Source organism: Vibrio sp. T20, assembly GCF_007858795.1.
GTDB classification, from domain to species: domain Bacteria; phylum Pseudomonadota; class Gammaproteobacteria; order Enterobacterales; family Vibrionaceae; genus Vibrio; species Vibrio satsumensis.
Map to the genome: position 1 here is coordinate 23,789 of NZ_VFEB01000254.1, position 21,306 is coordinate 45,094.

Genomic DNA, 21,306 nt, shown 5'->3' on the forward strand with positions numbered 1-21,306 from the left:
TCCAATCATGAGTTAACGGCGTTAAATCAGCCTTTGCCACGAGTACGGTTAGCGTTTGGTTTTGCATTTTTTTCGATGAATTCGAAAATCATGTCTGCTACATCTTTACCAGTCGCTTTCTCAATACCTTCTAGGCCAGGAGAAGAGTTAACTTCCATTACAACAGGGCCATTCTTAGATTGTAGAATATCAACACCACATAGGTTTAAACCCATGATTTTCGCAGCATTGATTGCTGTAGCGCGCTCTTCTTTGGTTAGTTTAACCAGTTGAGCTGTACCGCCACGGTGCAGGTTAGAGCGGAATTCACCCTCACCAGCTTGACGCTTCATTGCCGCGATTACTTTGTTACCAACAACAAAACAACGGATATCTGCGCCATTTGCTTCTTCAATGAACTCTTGAACCAAGATGTTCGCTTTTAGGCCCATGAATGCTTCGATAACGCTTTCTGCTGCTTTATTTGTTTCAGCTAAAACCACGCCGATACCTTGAGTACCTTCAAGAAGCTTGATAACCAGTGGTGCGCCACCAACGTTTTTGATCAAGTCTTGAATCTTGTCTGGGCGGCTAGCGAAACCTGTTTTTGGTAAGCCAATACCTTTACGAGACAACAGTTGTAGTGAGCGCAGTTTGTCGCGAGAACGACTGATTGCTACTGACTCATTGATACAAAAAGTGCCCATCATTTCGAATTGGCGAACAACCGCAGTTCCGTAAAAGGTAATGGAAGCGCCAATACGTGGAATAACAGCATCGTATTGAGGTAGCTCTTCACCCATGTAGCGAATCTTCGGATTGTTACTCGCGATATCTATATCACAGTGCAGCGTGTCGATAACATCGACCTGGTGACCACGTGCCTCTCCAGCCGCTTTTAAGCGAGAAGTAGAGTATAGGTTTTCGTTGCGAGAAAGAATTGCGATACGCATGGCGTTTCCTTAGTTAATACCTGATTGGTAACTGCAAATAAATTAGTTGTTAGCTGAGCTTTCAGTTTTTCTGAGGCTCTTTGCTTGCTTCGGGGCGAACCTTAAGGCTTTTCGTTTAACTAAGAAAACGAATTAAATTTGTCGAGTCGATAATAGAAATTTATCGAATTCGTGAGCGATTGGTACAGCTGGGTTGAGAGGGGATTTGGAATGGAAAAGCGAGTTGAGACCTAACTCATATCGGGGGTAGGAGCATATTAGGTTGTACTCAACTCGCGTTAACTCGGTGCTTAAAAGTGTACTAATAACGCCAGTTACATAGCTCTATAAGTGTTCGTAGTGCTTCTCTTTCGAGCTTGCTACAGGTGCTTTTTAGCTTATTAAGATAGTATTTTCTCATGATGATTACTTCTCTTGTCTTGGGCTTTGGTAGGAACTCAAAGTTCCTTGCTGACCCATTAATTATGGTTATTTAACAGGAAGTAATAAACAGATGAGTTTTTAGATGATTGTTCCTGTTTTTGTCTTTTATCGTCACTTAAAGACAAATGTGTTTTATAATCGGCTTTATGAGGAAGGATTGTTTCTAAAAGGTTCATTATTTGTCTGATCTAAACATGATGCGTTACTACACTCGGCTGGATTTATTCGAGCCTCACATCTCACACTCGGTGACTTTAACTGAGGTCGCAGACAAGCTGTTTACCAGTTTGCGTCATGCACGAACCTTACTCGGCAAGATGCATCAAGCTGAATGGGTGGTGTGGGAGCCAAAAGTCGGAAGGAATCAACGTTCTAACCTGACATTGCGCTTTAGTAATCAACAATTGACGCAACATGTTGCCAGCAAGCTGATAGAGCAGGGCAAGTACGAAAAAGCACTCTCTATTTTGGATAATGACCGCTCAGTGTTTGGCTCTCTTCTCCAAGAAACATCCGGTGCGACGATGCGCGAAGGGTTACTGCACGTCCAATTAACCTACAAACGTAAGTTCGAAGATCTGTTCCCGCATCATATTCACCGCAGTAGTGAACGATTTTTGATCAGGCAAGTGTTCAGTTGTTTAGTGACTTGCAATGGCAAAGGCGAGCTGAAGCCTGAGCTGGCACATCATTGGCAATATGATGCTGAAAAGCTAGTTTGGACTTTCTATCTGCGCCCGGGACTTACTTTCCATGACGGGCAGCTTGTGGATGCTAAGCAATTAGTTTCGATGTTTTCTGCGTTGCAAACTTTACCTTTCTATCAGACAGAGCTCGCCCATGTCGCTTCGGTTTACAGTGAACAACCATTGAGGGTCAGCTTCCAACTCACCAAGGCAGATACCGGCTTTGCTGGTTTACTTGCTGGCGTTAAATATTCGATTCAACCCGCAGCGCAAGTCACCCGTGAACCGTCTCCATTAAGTTCTGTGACCCATGCTGTTATTGGAACCGGCCCATTTAAAGTGGTTGAGACCAACAATGAACGAATCAAGCTCGCCGCATTTGAACATTATTATGGTTGCCGCTCTTTAACCGATGAGGTGACCATCTGGCAGTTTGAGGAATCAATGACGGGCACTGCTCGCTTCGATGGCAGCCAAATGCAGGTATCGCCTTATGAAGATTCATCTTGCTTCCATCAGTTAGGGAAAAGCGATGCGGAACTTGTTTCTGCAGATACAGACGGCCTTCGTAGCCGAGTCGAGGATGGGTGTCTGTTTATCCTATTCAATCAGAACTCAGCGGCCAGTTCACTAAATAATGAGCAGCGCAAATACCTTTCAGAACTGACCAACCCACAAGCGATCTTGTCTCAGTTGGAACATAACAAGGGTCTGTTTAGTGTCTCTTTAGCTCAAAATATACTGCCAAGTTGGAAGAAATTGTATCGAACGCCTTCGAAAGATGCACAACTGCCACAAAAGATGAGTATTGCGGTTTATGACTATTATGCGTTGTATCGATGTGCGGTTTGCGTATCCGACATACTCAAACGATATGGTGTGGAAGTTGAGGTGAACACCTACAGTTTTCGAGAGTTGGCGGAGCTCTCTCAGAGTGGCGAGTTAAAGGAGGACTTGGTGCTGTGTAACTTGAATCTCGATGACAATGCCCCGTCTTCGCTGTTCTCTTGGATGATGAACGATCCTGTTTTGCATTCTGCTTTAGGAGAGATGAACAGTGATTGGCTCAAGCAGCGTTTGGATAGTCATAAAGCATCCGTTGAACTGCCTAATTACTTGGCAGAGTTAGAACCGATCGCGTCTACTCTGATCTCAGATTATTGGTTAGTGCCTATGTTTCATCACCTACAAACCGTGCGTTTCCAAGGTATTCTGAAGAATGTAGCCATCACGAACTGGGGTTGGCCAGATTTCAAGAATGTATGGTCTGCTGATTAATGCTTACCGAGTAGGATAAAGCGTTTTCAAAGTCGATTTTGGCATGCTTATATGTAGGTAAAACCAAATTCTACAAAAAACGCCACCGATTATTCGATTCGGTGGCGTTTTTTCGTTTTATTTTTAAGATCAGCTCTCTAAGTTCTGCGCCATTTTCTTTGCAATTTTCCTGAATTGCTCTAACTCATCTTCGGCCATGCCTTTGGTCATTCTCTTCAACATGTCTCGGTCTAGATCCGAAACCTTACTCATGACCTCTTGACCCTTATCGGTCAGAATCAATAACTGGCTGCGCTTGTCTTCTGGATTTGGAGACTTTTTCACAAGCTCTTGATTGATCAATGCATTAACTAATCTCGTGACCTGCGCTTTATCGCGGTTTAAGTAGTGCGCGATATCGATAGCCGTACATGGAGATTTCTTAGTAATGATCTTCATGACACGAATGTTCATGGGTGCGATCTCAGAATCCAAGCTCTCAATCTGTTCACTCATTTGACGTTTCAAAGAGTGTACTAAACGAAAGATAGACTCTAACGATGTGTTATCAGACATAAACGATCCTTAGAATATAGTTGACACTATCAACTATTGTATTTATAGTTGATATTATCAACTTAGTTGTTCGTGAATTCAAGTTAGGAGACAGTAATGACGATGCAAACAATCACAGGCAAACACAATCACTACCGTATCACTATCGAAGAAGTGAACATCAAGGAAGATCGTGAACTGCAAACCATGCAGTTTGAAATTGAAGATCGAGAAAACATGTTCGCGATTGTAGATAAGCTCAAGCAGGACAGTGGTTTAGATGAGCAATCCGCAACGAGACTAGGTGTAAGTATTCGCTTGCTGGGACCGTTGATGATGCAAGATAGAAAGCACCCTCTGTTTGTAGATTTCATGCCTCACTTCAGAAACTTCATGCAAAATCTTAAGAAGACGCTGAAAGGCGCGTAGCGCTTGTCCGGCAATGACATATTCAAAAAGCCAGCAAACTGATCATCAGGTACTGGCTTTTCGTTTAATATATTGACTTAGCGGTATGTGTTCACTTGCGGGACATGTGACAATAGGCCTTTGAACACTTTATGGTGCAACCATCGCATGAGTGATGCCATTGCCCGAGCCTATTTCTAATCGTTCTAAATTAAACGGTATATTATGACAAGTGTATTTGAGCAGGCGGCTAAAGAGTTATTAAGCCGTCGCACAGCGGGAATTAAAGCGCCAAGATTAATCGAACATTATCGCCCAACCAGTTTAGATGATGCGTTAGCCATTCAAGAATCCATGATTGAAATTCGCTCAGATAGAGTGGTGGGCTGGAAGTGTCTGTTACCTCTTGCAGAAAACAAATTTATTGTAGCGCCTATTTTCGCTGACAACGTTCAGCAAGGTGAAGTTTGTGAACTGTTCGCAGATACAGGCTCAGTGCCAGGTAAAGAGGTAGCCCGAGTAGAACCAGAAATCGCTTTTGTACTGGCTAAGTCTTTGCCTGCGAACTCAAATGGTTACAGCGAAGCACAAATCAATGATGCCATTGGCTCTTGCCATATGGCACTTGAGTTAATTCAATCTCGCTTTGCTGATGACAGTGGTGCAGAGTTTTACGAAGTTTTAGCCGATTGCTTGGCAAACCAAGGTCTGTTTCTTGGTCCTGAAATAGAGAGAGATAAAGCGTTTGCTGCTGCCAAGGTCGAAGTGGCTATAACTCAAGCTGGAAAAGTTCAGGCATTTTCTGGTACTCACCCTAACGCATTAGCTCAAAATCCCGTTTACTGGTTGATCGATACCATGACCAAGCGTGGAGTCAGTTTTGAAGCGGGCGAGGCGATCATTACAGGATCTTACTGTGGTGTTGTTGAGCTTGGCTTCGACGAGCTAACAACCGTTGCTTATGATGGTATCGGAGAGTACCAAGTGACTTTCACACCAAAGTGCTAGGTTATTTAAAAGCTCTATTGATTAAGATAGCCGCTCTCAAAACTCTGCCTTGCGCATAGGCGATTACTTCTCGAAAGGCTATTTACTGGTGAGTAAATAGCCTTTTCTATTATTTGATGTTCAATAGGGTTCATATTGCTTTGCATTATATTGGGCGTTTAGACGTCTAGACGTTGACAAGTCCTAAGTGTGACATTAGTCTGCTCTCCTTCCTGTTCTATAGTGTTGTCGTTCCATGTCCAATTCAAAAAACTCTAATGCGGTCATTGCCCCTTCGGCAGTGGCGCTTATCCCTCTGATTGTGTTCCTTGCGCTGTTTATTGGCGTAGGTACGTACCTGTCGTTGCAAGGTGTCGATTTTGCTTTCTATCAGCTTCCAGCTCCGATTGCGGCTTTACCTGCTGTGATGTTGGCGCTGTTGTTGAGCAAAGATAAATTGAACCGTGCTATCGAACAGTTCTTGAGTGGAGTAGGTCACAAAGACATTATCGCAATGTGTATGATCTACCTATTGGCAGGTGCTTTTGCAGCCGTTGCTAAAGCTTCTGGTGGTGTGGATGCGACGGTAAACCTTGGTTTGTCGGCGATCCCGACGAGCATGATACTACCGGGTATCTTCCTAATTTCTGCTTTCATCGCAACAGCAATGGGTACTTCGATGGGCACCATCGCGGCGGTAGCGCCTGTTGCACTGGGCATTGCGGATTCTGCTGGCATGAGCATTCCACTGACAGCGGGTGTTGTTTTAAGTGGCGCAATGTTTGGTGACAACCTTTCTATCATCTCTGATACCACGATTGCTGCAACACGCTCGCAAGGCTGTGAGATGAGAGATAAGTTTAAAGAGAACATCCGTATTGCACTTCCTGCTGCACTGATCGCGATTGTTATCTTTGCTTTTAACAGCACTGCAACTCAAGTGCCTGAAACGGGTCCTATTGAGTGGCTTAAAGTACTGCCTTACATCACTATCCTGATTCTTGCGGTATCAGGTATGAATGTGTTCGTTGTGCTAACAATCGGTATCTTATTGGCGGGTGGCGTTAGCTTAGGTTCAGTCGAGAACTACGGTTTAACGGATTACGCGCAAGACATCTATGCAGGCTTTGGAAACATGCAGGAAATTTTCTTACTATCGATGCTGATCGGTGGTTTGAGTGAGCTGATGCGTCGCCAAGGCGGTCTAGCGTTCTTGACTAACCTGGTAAGTAGCATGATTCGTGCGTTCGGCTCTTCACACTCTAAGCAAGCGAACGGCCGCGCAAGTGAGTTGGGTATTGCTGGTTTGGTGTCTATGGTTAACATGTGCACGGCAAATAACACAGTAGCGATTATTGTTTCAGGTAGTGTGGCTCGCCAATTAGCGGAAGAGAACAATGTGTCGCCACGTCGTTCTGCAAGCTTATTAGATATCTTCTCTTGTGTGATTCAAGGCGTGTTGCCATACGGTGCTCAGGTATTGCTACTAGGTTCGGTATTCAATTTATCGCCGCTAGAGATTGTCTCTAACTCGTACTACTGTTTTGCACTTGCTATCGTGGCTGTTGTTGCTGTGTTTATCAAACACCCAGCACGCCAAGTGGCTCAAGCTTAGTAAAAATAGATTTTAATGAGAAGGCGCCGTAATCGGCGCCTTTTTTGTATCTACAAGAATTGTTCAGAAGCTGGCTTTTGATTTTGAGCTTTATTTAAGCAGGCTCTCAAGCTCGTTTGCTGTCGCGACATTGCAATAACCAAAGCTCAGTGCAGCCATGAATGCGGCGTGGACATGCGCTGCTGGAACCTTAACGCCATTGAACTCCATGTCTAAGGTTGTGCAAGCATCATGGGCGACGTGGCATTCATAACCCAAGTCAGTTGCTGCGCGGGTCACTGCGTCAATACACATGTGGCTCATCGCGCCAACAATGATCAACCTTTCAACGCCTTGTTCCTTCAATACTTTGTCCAGTTCTGTATCTCTAAAGCTATTTATTTGATGCTTTACGATGACTGGCTCACCTTCTCGCGGAGTCACGCTGCTGTGGATTTGAGCACCGTCTGATTCTGGCAAGAAGAACGGAGCATCATTCGTCGGAAACTCATGATGTACATGAACCACAGGAAGTTGCTTGTCTCTGAAAGCTGATAATAACTGTGCACCTTTTTCGGCTGCTTTTTCTGTTTCAGATAGCGGCCATTTTGCACCTTCGTATGAAGGGAAATAGTCATTTTGAAAGTCGATAAGTAGTAGGGCTGTGTTCTTCATAGTCTATACCTTTGTATTTAGTGTGTTGCGGTGTATGGATATTATGACTACCCTGTGTTTTTTAACGCACGTCAAAAATGACAGACTATATGGCAATAGTGACAAAATCAGTGAAGGTCGAAATCATCGATTACCCAGGGTCTCTGCAGAGCGCTGTGTTTGGAGTAAAAGAGTTCCTTCAGATGGCGAACAGCCTTGATTCTGGCAATAAAGCGGTTCAGTTTCAGGTTGAGATTAAGCCTTATGGCGACTTATCGGTTTCATCGGCTAATTCAGGTGAAGAGTCTAAAGCCGATATCATTTTATTACCGCCCAACCTAGATGGCAGTTACTACCTAGACCGTGATGATAGGCTAACGGATTACCTGATTGACTCTCATCAAAAGGGTTCAATATTGTGCTCAGCGTGCGCAGGCGTGTTCATTCTTGCTCAAACAGGATTGTTGGAAGGGCGAACCGTCACAACGCACTGGCAAGCTCAACAGTTGTTTTCGGAGCTACATACTGGAATCGAAGTGGATATCGATAAAATCCTGATCGATGACGATGACATCATTACTGCTGGTGGTTTGATGTCGTGGATGGATTTGGCTCTGTTTATCCTGACTAAATACACGACGCCGACCAATACGCGTAATTTGGGTAAGTATCTGGTGTTGGATACGGGGTTGAGAGAGCAGCGCTACTACCAAAGTTTTGTGCCTAACTACGCTCATGGGAATGACAAGATTGTCTCTGTGCAGCGCTTTATTCAAAAGAATCACCACCTTCCTTTGACGCTTGATCAATTGGCGGAGGAAGCCTTCATGACGCGAAGAACCTTTATCCGACAATTTACCAAAGCGACGACCTTGACTCCGATTAACTATATTCAACACGTGCGTGTTCAAAGCGCGTGTGAGCTACTGGAAAGCTCACACAAACCTGTAGAACAAATCAGTTACTTAGTTGGATATGAAGACGTTAACAGCTTCCGAAAAGTCTTTATGAAAATCATTGGTTTAACACCATCAAGGTTTCGCTCTAGATTTTTATCGGAGGAATGATTTACCATAGATTGATATTCAATATGTATCACTGGTTCGCTCAGTCACTTCGCTAATGAAGTGCTTGAAGCGGAGTGATCTTTTCTCGAACTCAAACGGACTATTGATGCTTGCCATTCCTTTACCATTTGTCGCAGCGCTGTTGTTATTGATGACAGGTGTGCTGCTTCGATGCCGTTACCCACAAACCAGTCAAAAGCCATTTTGGTTTATCATTCTCTGCGCGTTGATGGTGACGGTAGTGGGCCTGCGATGGACGTTTGATATTGCGTTGTTTCGCTTCTTACAACCCATTCTCGGTGCTAGTGTTCCAGTGGCGGCTTGGTTATGCTTTGCCGGAGCTCATCGAAGTCAATCCAGTACACATTTTCATTGGCTAGGCCCAATTGCTGTTTTAGTTGGCTCACTTTTTTATGCGCATCTCTGGGCGGGAACTCTTGATGTATTGCTGATCTTGCTCTATCTCGGATATGGTAGTTTGCTGCTGAAGTCGTCGCTGCGAGTGCCGGAACAAGTGCGGCTGACCGATGTATCGAAAGTGCTGGCTGCTGAAAGAGTTGCAGGTGTAATGCTACTATTTTCCGCCTTAGTCGACGGTGTGCTCTTTTACGATATCTTGCTGTTGGATGCGCAGCACACCCACCTGATTTTATCGCTAAGCTACCTTGTCCTTATTCCCGCCATTGTGTCCGCTGTGATGGTGGTCAGTATGAGCACGCCTGACGAAGAAAAAACCAAGCAGGTTCAGGATTTATCTTCCATGTCACAACGCTCTCCAGAAGAAGTCGACACATCGACTACACTAGCGAGCAGCCTAGATGAAGACCAAGCAGAAGAAACCGCGCAGATCATGGTTAAGTTCGATGCATTAATGAGGGAGCATCAATTATTTAAGGATCCTGATCTGTCTCTCAATCGCTTGGCACGAAAGCTAGGCATCCCAGCTCGCAAGATATCGTCAGCGGTTAACCAAACTCATAATGAGAACATTTCGAAGGTGATCAACGCTTATCGAATTGAGTATGCCAAGACTCTATTGAAGCAAAGTGATGACACGATAACCGATATCTTCCTCAATTCAGGTTTTCAAACCAAGTCCAATTTCAATCGAGAGTTTTCAAGGATTACTGGGCAAACTCCGAGTGAGTTTCGAAGCTCGCCATAAGTGTTAGATTGAGTTTGTTTACTTCTAAGTTTATCGATTCAGGAAGCCAATAATGTCATTCAATATCAATTGATGTAGCTCACCGCGTGAAGATCCTAAGCCGTCTTTACAAATAATGCCATCGCCCGGTACTTCCTCTTCAAGTATTACTTCGGCTCCTGATTTACATGGTTGAATGAAACTGAAATGAGTGGCGTTTTCGTAGACTTTGTATTGTCTCGAACTAAGAGGAATATGCTCTGCCATGTAGCCAGACTCTAATGCCTGAGGTAAGTCGCCAATATCAATCCCAGCCGCCAGTATTAAGATTGGCACTTTAATCTCATTTAGGCTGCCGACTGAAAAGCTGCGTGAAAGCCCCAGATCAAGGCTAACTACACGTTGAATTCGAGGATCTGAAAGGTCTTTTTGGTTTGGTTCTTCAGCTTGGACTTTGTCTAGCCCTAGCTCTTCAGCAAGCCCACAAGTTCGTGGGTTAGGGTATATGAGACAATTGGCCTCAAAGGTTGGTCTATCGATTTTCGCTCCTGCCAATTGCATCACTGTCCAGCCTCCTAATGAATGTCCGATTGCAGTGATATTGTTGGCGTTAGCAGATTGCTTCCATAGCACTTCGCTTAACAGGTAATCGAGAGTTCGTGTGATATCTCGCGGTCTTTCCCACCATTTCGCTGCTTGCTTTGGGGATTGGTCAAAAGATGCTGTTCCCGGATGATTGACTGAGGCGACTATGTATCCGAGATGTGCAAGTTCGGTCGCCAACCAATTCTGGTTTCGCCAGTTACCACGATAACCATGCGATATGAGGACAACGGGAAACTTACCTGATTGGATCTTGGCATTTTTGATGACTCTCGTGCCTATAAAGGCTGGGTTATCGCCAATCAAGGACGTGTTTGATTCATCTTGTGTGGGATACCAAATGGCAGTGTTGAGGGGGCGAATAGGGTCGTCTGTTAAGGTTATCTGGGTGAATCCGACATCGGAAGCGATTGATGAAGCGCAAAGGAAAAGTAGGGGTGTGAACAGTAAATGTATCCATTTCATGGTTTAACTCCAATTGAGGTAATTGGAGTCAATATGCGCTCAAGCCAGTGAGGACGAGACCTCAAACACGATCGAGGACGCCCTAGATCGTGTTTCAGTACCAAAATTAACGACTTGGCTCTAGTCACCTTCTTCTAGGGCGTTTCTCTACCAAGCCGTTTCTTTCTAAGCCGCGTCTTACGCTGCTGCATAGCTTGCCAAAACGACGCAGTTCTTCGAAGTTTGGTCCTTGTCCCATTGAAATGCTGTGCTCCCAGTACATCAATTCTGTGTCGACCATCTCTAGCAATTTCTTAGAGCAACCTGAGCAATTTCCTTTTGGTCCACAAATGAATGTCTCTGACTCATAGAGCGGGAGTTCATTTTTAACTTCTTCGATGAGACTCAGCATTGCCGAATTCAGATCCGGTTTTTTCGTTGTGATTGGCTTTAAGTTTGTTGGTGTTCGTGTTGGTATTGGCGCAGTAGCCAAAGAAGATGTTTGTGTATTGGAATGCAGATTCAAAGCAGCTGATGACATATCAAAGGCCTCAAGGAAAGGTGAAGAGGGGCATCCTACACCTCAAAATGAAGTGAACCTTGATGTAGTGCAATAAGCGTGGAGATATATCCGAAAGAGTTAGGCAAAACGAGGGCGTGAAATGCGGGGAAATGGGAGAAGAGGAGCCACAAATGGTGTGACTCCTTTCATTAAGACTCGTTATTGATGAGAATCTTTAGAACTCTGCTTCAAATTGGAATTCCATCCACTCTTTAGTAATTGGGTGGTGTAGAGCAAGTCGTTCTGCATGTAGGTGAAGACGGTCAGCTTTGTTGCCATATAGGCCATCACCTACGATTGGCATATGGAGCCCTTCTTCGTGTGAACAGTGAACTCGTAATTGGTGTGTGCGTCCTGTTTTAGGGTGTAGGTAAACCTTGGTGGTTTCTTGATTGCGTTCAATCACTTCCCATTTAGTTTCTGCAGGCTTTCCGTGTTCGAAACAGACAATCTGACGAGGGCGATCGTACAAATCACCACGCAGCGGTAATCGAACATAACCTTCATCTTCAGCCAGAACACCTTCAATCATAGCTACGTATCGCTTCTCGACTTCACGAGTAATAAACTGCTTCTGCAAGCTTTTGTTCGCACGTCGAGTAAGGGCAAATATCAGAATGCCAGAGGTCGCCATGTCTAAGCGGTGTATAACGAATGGCCCTTCAACATCAGGATGCATTTCTTGAACGCGAGTGTAGGCCGAGTCTTTGATGGTTTTTCCCGGTACGGATAGAAAACCAGCTGGCTTATGAACCACGACAATGTGTTCATCTTGGAACAGAATATCGAGCTCTTTGCCTTCAGCAGGGTTCTCTAATAGTGGGTTTGGATCCACTTCAAGGCCCTTCATCATGTGGCCAAGGATTGGTACACATTTGCTTTGACAAGAAGCGTAGTATTTTTTGTGTTTGCGAATTTCCGATTTCGGAGAACGGCCCCACCAAAATTCCGCCAGTGCCAGTGGCGTATAGCCATTCAGATACGCATATTGCAGAAGCTTTGGCGCAGCACATTCGCCAGAACCTGCTGGTGGAATCTTGTTTGGCGTATTTTCAAAGATCTGGTTAAGGTCTTCGACATTGCCTTCCGCATTTTGGAAAGCGTATTGTGAAAACAGTTTGTGTTGAAGCTGATGAGATATATGTGCTCTTTGCTCTTTGAGTTCAGCTAATTGAGTGGTAAACACGTCAACTTTGCCCTGAAGCTCATTCAGAGTTTGTTCCCAGTTGAGCTTAAGGTACTTCTGCTGATTCTTGTCGGCAACACTGGCTTTGTTTAGCTCGTTATTTAGTTGTTCGAAAGCTTGCTCATCAAGATTTTCTTTACCTTGTTCACGTTGTTCTTTACGTGTTTTTCGGCCTTCAATAATCAACAAACGTTGCGCTTCGATCTCTTGCTCTGCCTGTGCTTTCTGCTGTGCTAACTGCTCACACAATTCGAGATATTCAGCGCTGACTTGCAGCGCTTTAAATTTCGCATTCACAGCCATCATGTCAGCTGTGTCTTGATGGAAAAAGCTGTCGCTGCTCAACATATCAAATACCGGTGGCACGAAATGGGGCAGCAGGTTTTGGTCGGCGATTTTCCCAGAGAAAGCAGAGAAGTAACCCAGATCACCTTCTGGGCTTCTTACTAACAACACACCAAACATTTTGCCGCGACCAGAGTCAGAATCTAGCCCGAAGTCATGCTGCCAATCGGTTTGTGTGTCTAGATATTGTTGAAGCTGTTGAGAGGCGATCTCACACAATGGGTGCGGTTCATAGTAGAACGGAAAGGTGAAACGTTCAGGCAACGAATATGACTCGATCGACTGTTGAAAACGAGTGAAGCAATGCTCAGGTGTATGGCTGTTTTCTGAGTCGTGCGTTGGTTTTGATGAGTGCATATAGTCGTCTTACTTGATGGTGATAAATGGCTATGAGTCTACTGTGTTTTGAGAGCTTAAATACAGTATAAGGTAGGCGATTCTACTCTTTATCTAAAAGCGCCTCAAATAAGAAATCGCACCGTCGTTTGATACAGTAAATTCGATTGTCCGCATAAGGTTGGAGTGCTTGGGGAGGAATACAAATTAATGATTAGTATCTCGTTTTCCATCATCAAGGACTACTTACTGATGGAAGGGTGCTAGGCTTGCTCGCTTCGTGTTCTAAAAAGGTAACGTTATGATTCCACTCAATACTTCGATTGTGGCTGGTGTCGCTCTTTCTGAGATCGACGGACAGACGAAAATGCTATTAATGAAGCGCGTAAAGGGCGGCTATTGGTGCCATGTTGCAGGCTCGATTGAAGCGGATGAAACTGGTTGGCAGGCAATCGTACGTGAATTTGAAGAAGAAACTAAAATCGAAGCGAAAGAACTGTATAACGCTCAATTTTTGGAGCAGTTCTACGAGGCGAACGTCAATGTTATTCAACTTATCCCGATATTTGCTGTGCTTTGCCCGCCAGACCAAGCGGTAGAATTAAACCATGAACACACTGAGTATCGATGGTGCAGTTTAGAGGAAGCGAAAGCATTAGCGCCATTCCCTAACCAACATGCGGTGTATGATCATATCTGGGCATACTTTGTTGATACGCCAGCTAACCCACTTTATCGAGTAGACGTGGGTTAGTCTCGGTTGACTGGATGTTGAGTAACGAGTACTCAATAATCCTAGTGCAATAGCTAAACTCCACAGATACTGAGCACTAAGACTTACCAAGGTATGGGGTTAAAAAGGCACTCGCTTGTGCTTGGCATAGCCCCACATCGACTTTGACACCATGAGATTCCAGTATTGCTACACCACGACCATTATTACGAGGGTCTGGGTCTAGCATCGCCACCACTATGTGTTTCACACCGGCTTTAACCAATGTATTGGCGCAAGCGGGAGTTCTGCCGACAAATGAACATGGCTCTAAAGTTACGTAAGCGGTAACCCCTTCCATTGCTCCATCATAGCTATTGAGCGCTTCGACCTCGGCGTGGTTTCCGCCGACTTTTTGCGTGTACCCAACAGATACCACCTTATCGTTCTTTACCAAAACGCAGCCTACTGGCGGGTTTGGTTGGCAATCAGGTAAGGCTTGGCGCGAAGCTTCGAGTGCTTGCAGCATGTATTGTTGGTTCATGGTCGTTACTCAGTATGACGAGAGAGCGTAGCTGCTAGTCGCCACGCGCGGTTGATGAGTTACTAACTTACTTAATAAGCTAACAAGTGGGGCATGTTCGATCTGATTGGGATTTTAGTCAATGGTTTTAGCGTTTGAATTCGACTGCTAGTTAACGGTGACTAATCGTTAACTTGGGCCACTGGATCAGCCAATCCTTGGATTGTACTCTTTGATCAAAGATCTCTCGGCTACGCTTTGGGTTGGGTGTGATTTGCAAATCAAACAAACTTTCTAAGCCAAAAGCAGAAATACACTCAATTTCTCCGGCTAGCTTTTGTTTGATACCAACTGCAGTCTCTTTCTCTGGCCAAAAACTCATTGCTTCTAATGAGCTTTGGTAAGGCTTATCCCCATTTCTGATGTGCATGCAGGCTTGATTACGAACTTGCCAATTCAGTTCGGGTAAGCGTTGTTTAAGCAGATCCTCGTATCGAAGAGTCGATTCGCAAGAGGTATCAATGGGATCAAAGTAGATCACATCAATATCATTGAGTGGAGTCGGGGAGGCATAATCATGCAGGTGATCCCAAGCGAGGTTTCTCACAAAGCCCGCAGCAACATAGCACTGCGGTAAATCCAGCTGAGCGACACAGTCTAAAACCTGCATTCGTAAGGGATCTTGTTTGATCAATGTGACGATGCGGTTGGCTAGTGGATGTATCATTATGATGTCGGAACGTCGGAGACTTGGTAATGACGGGTCACGTTTTTGGAGATTTCACCCCATTCAGAGGCTTTTACTCGCTGTTGGTGGGATTCAAATGCTTCTCGGCTAGTGAATTCTTCATACACTTCAAAGCGATTAGGTTGAAGCGTGCTTTGACTGACTCGAAACACGATACAACCAGGTTCTTCCAGTGTCAGTTCTTTGTGCACAACTAAGGCTTGTGTCACTGCTTCTAGATCGTTGTCTAGCACCAGAATATGCCCTTGCAGAATTACTTTACTCATTATTACGTCCATTTAATTGTATTCATTACGGCTTTTTTCTATCAAAAGCTCTATCCGTTACAACATAATCCCATTTTGATGTTGTGACGTATAGACTGTTGTGGTCACTATTTGTTCACATTGAACTTGGTTTTAGTTACGCTGTAACCTTTGGGGTGGTATTAGCAATAAAAGATAAGACGTTGGAACTAAATCCGCGTTGGTCCGGTCTATTAAATTAGTATCATTGAACTGTATTGATACTGAAATGAATTTGTCATCTGAGAGAACTAACCTTAATTTTGAAAAGAGGCTCATAGGATTGAATTGAGCCATAGTTGATATCTAGGTCATACTTTGATGTAAATGGTACTCAAAACTCTATATATTTTGTGATTTGTATCATTGATCTGGGCATCAAACACCGTTAGATTCGAATGGTTGGCAATAAAAATAGCTCATGAAGAGCAGTTAAAGAAAAGGAAATATCCCTTATGAAAAAAATGAGAAGAGCACAGCTTCATCGCGTTCGCATCCAATACTGGAAAGACACAGCGAAAGAAGCTTCAAAGAAATAAGCTTTATATCGATAACTGAAAAGCGAAAGAGCTTGAAGTTAAAATGATGAATTAAAAGCTTATAAGCAGAACTGATTACAAGATCTGTAAACGCAACAAACCGATTTCAATAGCACTCTCAAGGACCTTCATCTGGTCGGCGACTAAAGAAATCATCCCCCAAAGAGCTGGCAGGCATTAACAATAATGCAATTCAATGTCAGCTCATTAATACCTCCTAGTTTATCTTTACCTCATTCAGCATCCTGAACCAAAACCAAAACCAAAACCAAAACCAAAACCAAAACCAACCACCAATCCGTACCTTTGCCTCTATCACCAAAACCGTTGTTAGGGTTTAAAGTGCCTAACAATAAACAGCAGCCAATAAAAAAGCTCCTGATTTCTCAGAAGCTTTGATTTAGATTTTGATATCTGATGAGGCTAGCCGCTCAGGGCTCAGGGCTCAGGGCTCAGGGCTCAGGTTCAGAATAAGTGACTCTAGCGTTGGAACAGCGTCTTCAAGCTCACATCATCAGTTCTGTTTAACTTAAGGCTCAGTAGGTAACCACCAATACCGAGCAGTACGTAAATACTTAGCGACAGAATAGAGACTTCTGAAAGCGCACTGAATGGATTGCTGGTCGTCAGCACTTTCATCGGCAACGATGCGATGACAGAAAAGAAATCATTGATACCATAGAATCCGAATAGCGCGATAGCCAACCACTTAATCGCAAAGCTTGAGATGAAAATAACAAGCAGCGGAGAGTTAACCAGTTGCGAAATCGCCAGAGTAACCGTTGCTAATGGCAATAGAACTAACGCAACCAGCAGCATTCGACCAAAGAAAACCACCCAATTGGTTAGCACATAGAATAGCGATTGTTGCTCGACTATCAGTGCTAATTGTTGTTCGCTTGAAATGTTCAGAATCCAAAACAGAGAATCAGCGAACAGAACCAACAGAGCGCAGATAGCGGGAATCACCACTAAACCGAAACCTAGCTTCACACCGTGAGTCATGGCATTCGATACTGGCATACTTCTCCAAAACATTGAGCTGCCTTCTTGGCGCTCTTTACGCAGCGTTTTAGGGATATAAAGCGTCGAAAGCAGCAGTGAAATCAAGCCTGCGCCAAAGTAGATCACTGAGTTAAGATCTTGTGCGAACTCTCTGTGGATGTCGCTCACGTCGCCGTTGACTTCCATTTGGAAGAAAAACTCGTGTTGTGCCTGACCACTAAAGAACAAGCTAACGAACAGCAAGAAGCCACACAACCCGACAAACAGAGGCAATCGAGTGTTGATTTTGTGCTCGATAAGCTCTTTTTCTAGCATGTAAAAACTTGGATGCATTATGCCTTCTCCGTCTGTGTTGCAAGGAATAGGTCGGCAAGACCCACGTTGTAGATGTTACCTAGTGATTCAACTTGTGGTTTGTATTGACCTTCCAATAACCATTTAGTCGTTCCTAATCCTGGTTGTGAAGTGAGTGGCTTCAATTTTTGAATGTCGCTAGAGTGGTTGTTAGCAACTTCGATAATGAAGTAATCACTTTCGATATCTTCCATACTTTTCTGCAGCACGCAGCGGCCTTGTTTGAGAATAAGTACATCTGTCAGTAGATGTTCGATCTCAGAAACCTCATGGCTAGCAATGATCATCGCGCGTTCGCCGTCATGGAACCACTCTAGTAGGTGACGATAAAAAGTATCGCGGTAGAGTAGATCAAGACCCAGCGTTGGCTCATCTAAGATCAACACCTGTGTGTCGGTTGCAATGATGATCGCAAGGTGAAGTTGTACCTTCATCCCTTTAGAAAGCTGCTTAATCGTTGAAGAGAGCTTAATGTTAGTGCTGCTTAACGTCTGTTCGGCTTTTTGCTTATTGAAGCTTGGGTGTACACCTTGGGTATAGCGAAGCAGTTGTTTCACTGTCATCCACTCTGGTAACACGTTTACATCTGAAATGTACGATAAGTGCTGCATGAGTTCTGCGTGCTGGTGGATAGGGTGGTAACCATTCACCTCAATCTCACCTTGATAGTTGTGCCCACCAAGCAGTGATTTGATCAGTGTCGATTTACCCGCGCCATTGTGTCCAAGCAGCCCAAGCACTTGCCCCGGCTTTAACTCAAAGTTGATGTTCTCAACACCCACTTGGTTTGAATAGGTTTTGGTTACGTTTTTCACTGAAAGTAAAGTACTCATGACTTGTCCTTTATATGTTGTTCTAGCTGTTTCACGAGTTCTCCGACACTCATATCAATGATGCTTAGCGTCTCAGCGATGGCTGGGATCTGTGTGTTGATGAATGATTGGTGCGCAGACTCTTTCAATTTTTTAAGTGCCCCTTCGGCCACATACATGCCTTGGCCGCGTTTTTTTTCTACCAGGCCTTCATCCACCAGTAACTGGTAGCTTTTCATGACTGTAAGGTGGTTGATCTTGAGATCGGCGGCAACCGCACGCACAGAGGGCAATGCTTGTAGCTCTAGCCAAACACCTTGAAGAATTTGGTCACTGATCTTTGCGGCAAGTTGCCTAAAGATCGGCTGGTCGTCTTTCCATTCGGTCATAATTAAAACTGCATGGTGATATACATATGTATAACACTATCCTTTTCTACGAGATAAACAAGCTTTTTCTATAAATTAGATGAATGTTAACTTTTTATGGTTGGATGTTCAGTAAAATAATGACATTATATGGAATCCCGTTCTGCTCTGTTGTGTTTATATGTTGCATATTAATGACAAAAAGTTGGTCTGGTTTACCAAATATTTGCCGATCACCATCATCATCTTTTCTGCAATCGTCTTGAATGTGGCGATGTTTACCAGCGTAGATCAGAAGGTCAAGGCATTGGTAGACCTCATCAGAACAGACTACATCTCTGCTCAAAAGGACTCTATTGAGGCGCAAGTACTGCAAGTATCGCAACAGATAAAGCACACTCAGGGCCTTGTTGAAATCGAGGTAAAAAAGCGCATTACACGTCGACTGGATAGAGCCTATACCGCTGCACAGAATATCTACTCCTCGAATCAACACCTGCCGGAAGAAGAGCTTAAATTGCTCATTTTTAATGAAATCAGAAAGCTGAGCTACGCGGACAAAAAAGACTACATTTACGCCTACGATATGCAGGGCACAGTGCTGGTTCACCCTCGCGATCCAGAGCTAGAAAATACAAATCAACTAGAAACGACTGATAGCCGTGGTGTGGCGGTCATCAAACAACAAATAGCGCTTCTTAAGCAGAATAATGGTGCTTATTCCCGCTATTTTGTGCCTCGTCCCGGCTTTGATGGGCAAGACTTTGAAAAGCCACACATCGGCAATACGCACTTCGAAAAACTCAGTTACATTCGTCGGTTCGAACCATTTGATTGGTATTTCGGCACTGGTATTTCTCTCGATGATGTTAAACGAGTCAGTTACCAAAGAATTCTCGATATATTGTCGAAGATAACGGTCGGTGATAATGGATACTTGTTCGTTTTTGAACAGAATGGTGACAGCTTACTTCACGCACACCAAATCCATATTGGGCAAGATCTTAATGTTTACGATGACCTTGGAAATAACTTCAAGCAAGACGTTTTAGCGCAAGCTGAGTCTGGCGGGTTTGTTAACTACATCACCGTTGATAAACAGGGTTTTATCGGTCCCAAAAGTAGCTACGTCAAAAAGGTAGGTGATTGGGGGTGGATAGTGGGTACTGGCGTGTACTTGAATAATGTTAATGCTTCCATTGAACACAGAAAAGACCAACTACTCTCGGAATCTCGTAATGAATTTGGGCTAATTCTTATCTTGAGTGTGCTGGCTACCTTGGTCTGTATTTTTATCAGCGTTCTAGTGAGCAGACGAATATCGCTGCGCTTTGATCAAATGGAGCAGAGAATTTCCGACGACTTCAATCGAATCCAAAATTGCCGCCGTCGTTTGCAACATATGGCAAGACACGATTCTTTGACCGCTCTCCCTAATCGCTCTGAACTTGAAGTGCAAGTGAACCGAGCCATCGCTCACTCGAAACTTGAAGGCAAGCTGGTGGCGTTAGTCTTTGTTGACTTAGATAACTTTAAACGCATCAATGACCAATATGGCCACGCAAGCGGAGATGAGCTGCTGAAACAGATAGGTTCGCGATTTGAACAAATCTTAGGGACTAACGATATCGTTTCACGCTTTGGGGGTGATGAGTTTGTCTTCTGTCTGCCGGGAGTTTACGATCTTGTGGAAGCGGAACAGAAAGTCCAACAAATCCAAGATGTATTCCAATCGCTATTTAATATTCAGGGTACTTCGGTCTCTATCCAGTGTTCGGCTGGCGTGTCGATGTATCCCTATGACGGGACTGAGGTAGAAGAACTGCTAACCAAAGCCGACATTGTGTTGTACAAGGCTAAAGAATTGAATAAAGGCGAAGCAATTTTCTATGACGATGTGATCAATCGAAAAGTGAAGTACGAGTTTTCGGTGGAAGAGCAGCTTAGAACTGCGTTAGAGAGGGGCGAATTCAATGTACTATATCAACCTCAAGTGGATTCTCATACTGAGCAGCTAAAAGGCGTTGAGGCATTGTGTCGTTGGAACAACGGCTTACTTGGTTTTGTGTCTCCGTTGGACTTCATTCCTGCGGCAGAGCGGTTTGGTAAGATTCATGAAATTGGAGAGTTTGTACTAAGGAAAGCATGCGAAGACACCTTAAACTTGATGCCAAACGGACCTGAGGCGGTAGGAGTTTCTGTAAACGTGTCACCTAAGCAAGTTTTCGAACTTGGTTTCGATGATAAGGTCATTCGCCTCGTCGAAGAGGTGGGCATAGCTCCTTGCCGAGTGACGCTAGAGGTGACCGAAAACATTCTCATCAAAGATCTGCACATTGTCGAGCCGGTACTGAGAAGGCTTAGAGAATATGGATTTGGCATCTCGCTCGATGACTTTGGTACCGGATTTTCATCACTGAACTACCTGAATACCTTGCCGATCACAGAGATAAAGATAGACCGCTCTTTTATTGGAAAATTGAATTCCAGTCAGCACAGTGAAACCTTGGTTAAAGCTATCATCGATATTGGTGCATCGTGCCAGATGAAAGTGGTCGCAGAAGGCGTTGAAACCCCAGAACAGATGGCGAAGTTACAGCAATACCACTGTGATTTACTACAAGGTTATTACTTTGATAAGCCGCTCTCTGCCCAAGGGTTAGTTGACGCGTACTTTCCTGCGAAGCTTGAAGACTGCGTTCGATCTAAGATTAGAGCTACGCCATATCCATTCGACGCAGCAGGGCCAACAGGTGCTGAGCCATAGATGTTTGATAT

Annotated in this window: 20 protein-coding genes; 8 read left to right on the forward strand and 12 right to left on the reverse strand. The window is 44.2% G+C overall.

Features of this window, described 5'->3' with window-relative positions; translation table 11 throughout:
- Positions 1-26 precede the first annotated feature (26 nt).
- Positions 27-932, reverse strand: a complete 906-nt coding sequence (rimK, locus tag FTW16_RS23665) for a 30S ribosomal protein S6--L-glutamate ligase (RefSeq protein WP_019824669.1) — start codon at positions 930-932, stop codon at positions 27-29.
- Positions 933-1,534: 602 nt separating this feature from the next.
- Here rimK and FTW16_RS23670 point away from each other — a divergent pair.
- A complete protein-coding gene (locus tag FTW16_RS23670) occupies positions 1,535-3,319 on the forward strand; it encodes an SgrR family transcriptional regulator (RefSeq protein ID WP_146492710.1) in 1,785 nt (594 codons plus the stop codon).
- 129 nt (positions 3,320-3,448) lie between these two features.
- Here the strand turns inward: FTW16_RS23670 and FTW16_RS23675 are convergent, their stop codons facing one another.
- Entirely contained in the window at positions 3,449-3,874 is a 426-nt protein-coding gene (locus tag FTW16_RS23675; protein WP_146492711.1) for a MarR family winged helix-turn-helix transcriptional regulator, read from the reverse strand.
- A 102-nt stretch (positions 3,875-3,976) separates the two neighbouring features.
- Between FTW16_RS23675 and FTW16_RS23680 the strand changes: the two genes are divergently transcribed.
- From FTW16_RS23680 to FTW16_RS23690, 3 genes are all read left to right on the forward strand, one after another.
- The gene (locus FTW16_RS23680; RefSeq protein WP_146492767.1) at positions 3,977-4,282 is read left to right on the forward strand and encodes a DUF3861 domain-containing protein; all 306 of its coding nucleotides are present in this window, start codon (positions 3,977-3,979) and stop codon (positions 4,280-4,282) included.
- A gap of 204 nt (positions 4,283-4,486) precedes the next feature.
- Entirely contained in the window at positions 4,487-5,269 is a 783-nt protein-coding gene (locus FTW16_RS23685) for a 2-keto-4-pentenoate hydratase (RefSeq protein WP_146492712.1), read from the forward strand.
- A gap of 235 nt (positions 5,270-5,504) precedes the next feature.
- Complete coding sequence (locus tag FTW16_RS23690) at positions 5,505-6,863, forward strand: Na+/H+ antiporter NhaC family protein (protein WP_146492713.1); 1,359 nt, start codon at positions 5,505-5,507, stop codon at positions 6,861-6,863.
- A 90-nt stretch (positions 6,864-6,953) separates the two neighbouring features.
- Here FTW16_RS23690 and FTW16_RS23695 read toward each other — a convergent pair whose 3' ends face one another.
- Positions 6,954-7,517, reverse strand: a complete 564-nt coding sequence (locus FTW16_RS23695; RefSeq protein ID WP_146492714.1) for a cysteine hydrolase family protein — start codon at positions 7,515-7,517, stop codon at positions 6,954-6,956.
- 89 nt (positions 7,518-7,606) lie between these two features.
- Between FTW16_RS23695 and FTW16_RS23700 the strand changes: the two genes are divergently transcribed.
- Positions 7,607-8,563 carry a GlxA family transcriptional regulator gene (locus tag FTW16_RS23700; protein ID WP_146492715.1) on the forward strand — a complete coding sequence of 319 codons (957 nt, stop codon included), beginning with the start codon at positions 7,607-7,609 and terminating at the stop codon, positions 8,561-8,563.
- A gap of 106 nt (positions 8,564-8,669) precedes the next feature.
- The gene (locus FTW16_RS23705; RefSeq protein ID WP_146492716.1) at positions 8,670-9,728 is read left to right on the forward strand and encodes a helix-turn-helix domain-containing protein; all 1,059 of its coding nucleotides are present in this window, start codon (positions 8,670-8,672) and stop codon (positions 9,726-9,728) included.
- Positions 9,729-9,758: 30 nt separating this feature from the next.
- Here the strand turns inward: FTW16_RS23705 and FTW16_RS23710 are convergent, their stop codons facing one another.
- The 3 genes from FTW16_RS23710 to FTW16_RS23720 form a co-directional block, all read right to left on the reverse strand.
- Positions 9,759-10,775, reverse strand: a complete 1,017-nt coding sequence (locus tag FTW16_RS23710) for an alpha/beta hydrolase family protein (protein ID WP_146492717.1) — start codon at positions 10,773-10,775, stop codon at positions 9,759-9,761.
- Positions 10,776-10,899: 124 nt separating this feature from the next.
- A complete protein-coding gene (locus FTW16_RS23715; protein ID WP_146492718.1) occupies positions 10,900-11,295 on the reverse strand; it encodes a hypothetical protein in 396 nt (131 codons plus the stop codon).
- 196 nt (positions 11,296-11,491) lie between these two features.
- On the reverse strand, positions 11,492-13,204 hold the full coding sequence (locus FTW16_RS23720) for an RluA family pseudouridine synthase (protein ID WP_146492719.1): 1,713 nt from the start codon (positions 13,202-13,204) through the stop codon (positions 11,492-11,494).
- 280 nt (positions 13,205-13,484) lie between these two features.
- On the opposite strand from FTW16_RS23720, the gene FTW16_RS23725 reads away from it, so the two are divergent.
- Positions 13,485-13,937: an NUDIX hydrolase gene (locus tag FTW16_RS23725; RefSeq protein WP_146492720.1), complete on the forward strand. Its 453-nt coding sequence runs from the start codon at positions 13,485-13,487 to the stop codon at positions 13,935-13,937.
- A 76-nt stretch (positions 13,938-14,013) separates the two neighbouring features.
- Here FTW16_RS23725 and FTW16_RS23730 read toward each other — a convergent pair whose 3' ends face one another.
- From FTW16_RS23730 to FTW16_RS23755, 6 genes are all read right to left on the reverse strand, one after another.
- The gene (locus FTW16_RS23730; RefSeq protein WP_146492721.1) at positions 14,014-14,439 is read right to left on the reverse strand and encodes a bifunctional diaminohydroxyphosphoribosylaminopyrimidine deaminase/5-amino-6-(5-phosphoribosylamino)uracil reductase RibD; all 426 of its coding nucleotides are present in this window, start codon (positions 14,437-14,439) and stop codon (positions 14,014-14,016) included.
- 151 nt (positions 14,440-14,590) lie between these two features.
- Entirely contained in the window at positions 14,591-15,145 is a 555-nt protein-coding gene (locus tag FTW16_RS23735) for a nucleotidyltransferase family protein (RefSeq protein WP_146492722.1), read from the reverse strand.
- Positions 15,145-15,432 carry a putative quinol monooxygenase gene (locus tag FTW16_RS23740; protein ID WP_146492723.1) on the reverse strand — a complete coding sequence of 96 codons (288 nt, stop codon included), beginning with the start codon at positions 15,430-15,432 and terminating at the stop codon, positions 15,145-15,147. The genes FTW16_RS23735 and FTW16_RS23740 overlap by 1 nt, the downstream gene beginning before the upstream one ends.
- A gap of 1,037 nt (positions 15,433-16,469) precedes the next feature.
- Entirely contained in the window at positions 16,470-17,327 is an 858-nt protein-coding gene (locus FTW16_RS23745) for a hypothetical protein (protein WP_146492724.1), read from the reverse strand.
- Positions 17,327-18,181 carry an ABC transporter ATP-binding protein gene (locus FTW16_RS23750; RefSeq protein WP_146492725.1) on the reverse strand — a complete coding sequence of 285 codons (855 nt, stop codon included), beginning with the start codon at positions 18,179-18,181 and terminating at the stop codon, positions 17,327-17,329. The genes FTW16_RS23745 and FTW16_RS23750 overlap by 1 nt, the downstream gene beginning before the upstream one ends.
- The gene (locus tag FTW16_RS23755) at positions 18,178-18,549 is read right to left on the reverse strand and encodes a GntR family transcriptional regulator (RefSeq protein WP_146492726.1); all 372 of its coding nucleotides are present in this window, start codon (positions 18,547-18,549) and stop codon (positions 18,178-18,180) included. The genes FTW16_RS23750 and FTW16_RS23755 overlap by 4 nt, the downstream gene beginning before the upstream one ends.
- Positions 18,550-18,709: 160 nt before the next feature.
- Here FTW16_RS23755 and FTW16_RS23760 point away from each other — a divergent pair, with 160 nt between their 5' ends.
- Entirely contained in the window at positions 18,710-21,295 is a 2,586-nt protein-coding gene (locus FTW16_RS23760) for an EAL domain-containing protein (protein ID WP_146492727.1), read from the forward strand.
- Positions 21,296-21,306 lie beyond the last annotated feature (11 nt).

Excerpts from the sequence above, each read along its gene's own strand:
- FTW16_RS23750 (WP_146492725.1), bottom strand. The coding sequence starts at position 18,181 with ATGAGTACTTTACTTTCAGTGAAAAACGTAACCAAAACCTATTCAAAC.
- FTW16_RS23685 (WP_146492712.1), top strand. The coding sequence starts at position 4,487 with ATGACAAGTGTATTTGAGCAGGCGGCTAAAGAGTTATTAAGCCGTCGC.
- FTW16_RS23755 (WP_146492726.1), bottom strand. The coding sequence starts at position 18,549 with ATGACCGAATGGAAAGACGACCAGCCGATCTTTAGGCAACTTGCCGCA.
- FTW16_RS23715 (WP_146492718.1), bottom strand. The coding sequence starts at position 11,295 with ATGTCATCAGCTGCTTTGAATCTGCATTCCAATACACAAACATCTTCT.
- rimK (WP_019824669.1), bottom strand. The coding sequence starts at position 932 with ATGCGTATCGCAATTCTTTCTCGCAACGAAAACCTATACTCTACTTCT.
- FTW16_RS23675 (WP_146492711.1), bottom strand. The coding sequence starts at position 3,874 with ATGTCTGATAACACATCGTTAGAGTCTATCTTTCGTTTAGTACACTCT.
- FTW16_RS23730 (WP_146492721.1), bottom strand. The coding sequence starts at position 14,439 with ATGAACCAACAATACATGCTGCAAGCACTCGAAGCTTCGCGCCAAGCC.
- FTW16_RS23745 (WP_146492724.1), bottom strand. The coding sequence starts at position 17,327 with ATGCATCCAAGTTTTTACATGCTAGAAAAAGAGCTTATCGAGCACAAA.
- FTW16_RS23695 (WP_146492714.1), bottom strand. The coding sequence starts at position 7,517 with ATGAAGAACACAGCCCTACTACTTATCGACTTTCAAAATGACTATTTC.
- FTW16_RS23700 (WP_146492715.1), top strand. The coding sequence starts at position 7,607 with ATGGCAATAGTGACAAAATCAGTGAAGGTCGAAATCATCGATTACCCA.
- FTW16_RS23740 (WP_146492723.1), bottom strand. The coding sequence starts at position 15,432 with ATGAGTAAAGTAATTCTGCAAGGGCATATTCTGGTGCTAGACAACGAT.
- FTW16_RS23760 (WP_146492727.1), top strand. The coding sequence starts at position 18,710 with ATGTTGCATATTAATGACAAAAAGTTGGTCTGGTTTACCAAATATTTG.
- FTW16_RS23690 (WP_146492713.1), top strand. The coding sequence starts at position 5,505 with ATGTCCAATTCAAAAAACTCTAATGCGGTCATTGCCCCTTCGGCAGTG.
- FTW16_RS23680 (WP_146492767.1), top strand. The coding sequence starts at position 3,977 with ATGCAAACAATCACAGGCAAACACAATCACTACCGTATCACTATCGAA.
- FTW16_RS23720 (WP_146492719.1), bottom strand. The coding sequence starts at position 13,204 with ATGCACTCATCAAAACCAACGCACGACTCAGAAAACAGCCATACACCT.
- FTW16_RS23735 (WP_146492722.1), bottom strand. The coding sequence starts at position 15,145 with ATGATACATCCACTAGCCAACCGCATCGTCACATTGATCAAACAAGAT.
- FTW16_RS23710 (WP_146492717.1), bottom strand. The coding sequence starts at position 10,775 with ATGAAATGGATACATTTACTGTTCACACCCCTACTTTTCCTTTGCGCT.
- FTW16_RS23725 (WP_146492720.1), top strand. The coding sequence starts at position 13,485 with ATGATTCCACTCAATACTTCGATTGTGGCTGGTGTCGCTCTTTCTGAG.
- FTW16_RS23705 (WP_146492716.1), top strand. The coding sequence starts at position 8,670 with ATGCTTGCCATTCCTTTACCATTTGTCGCAGCGCTGTTGTTATTGATG.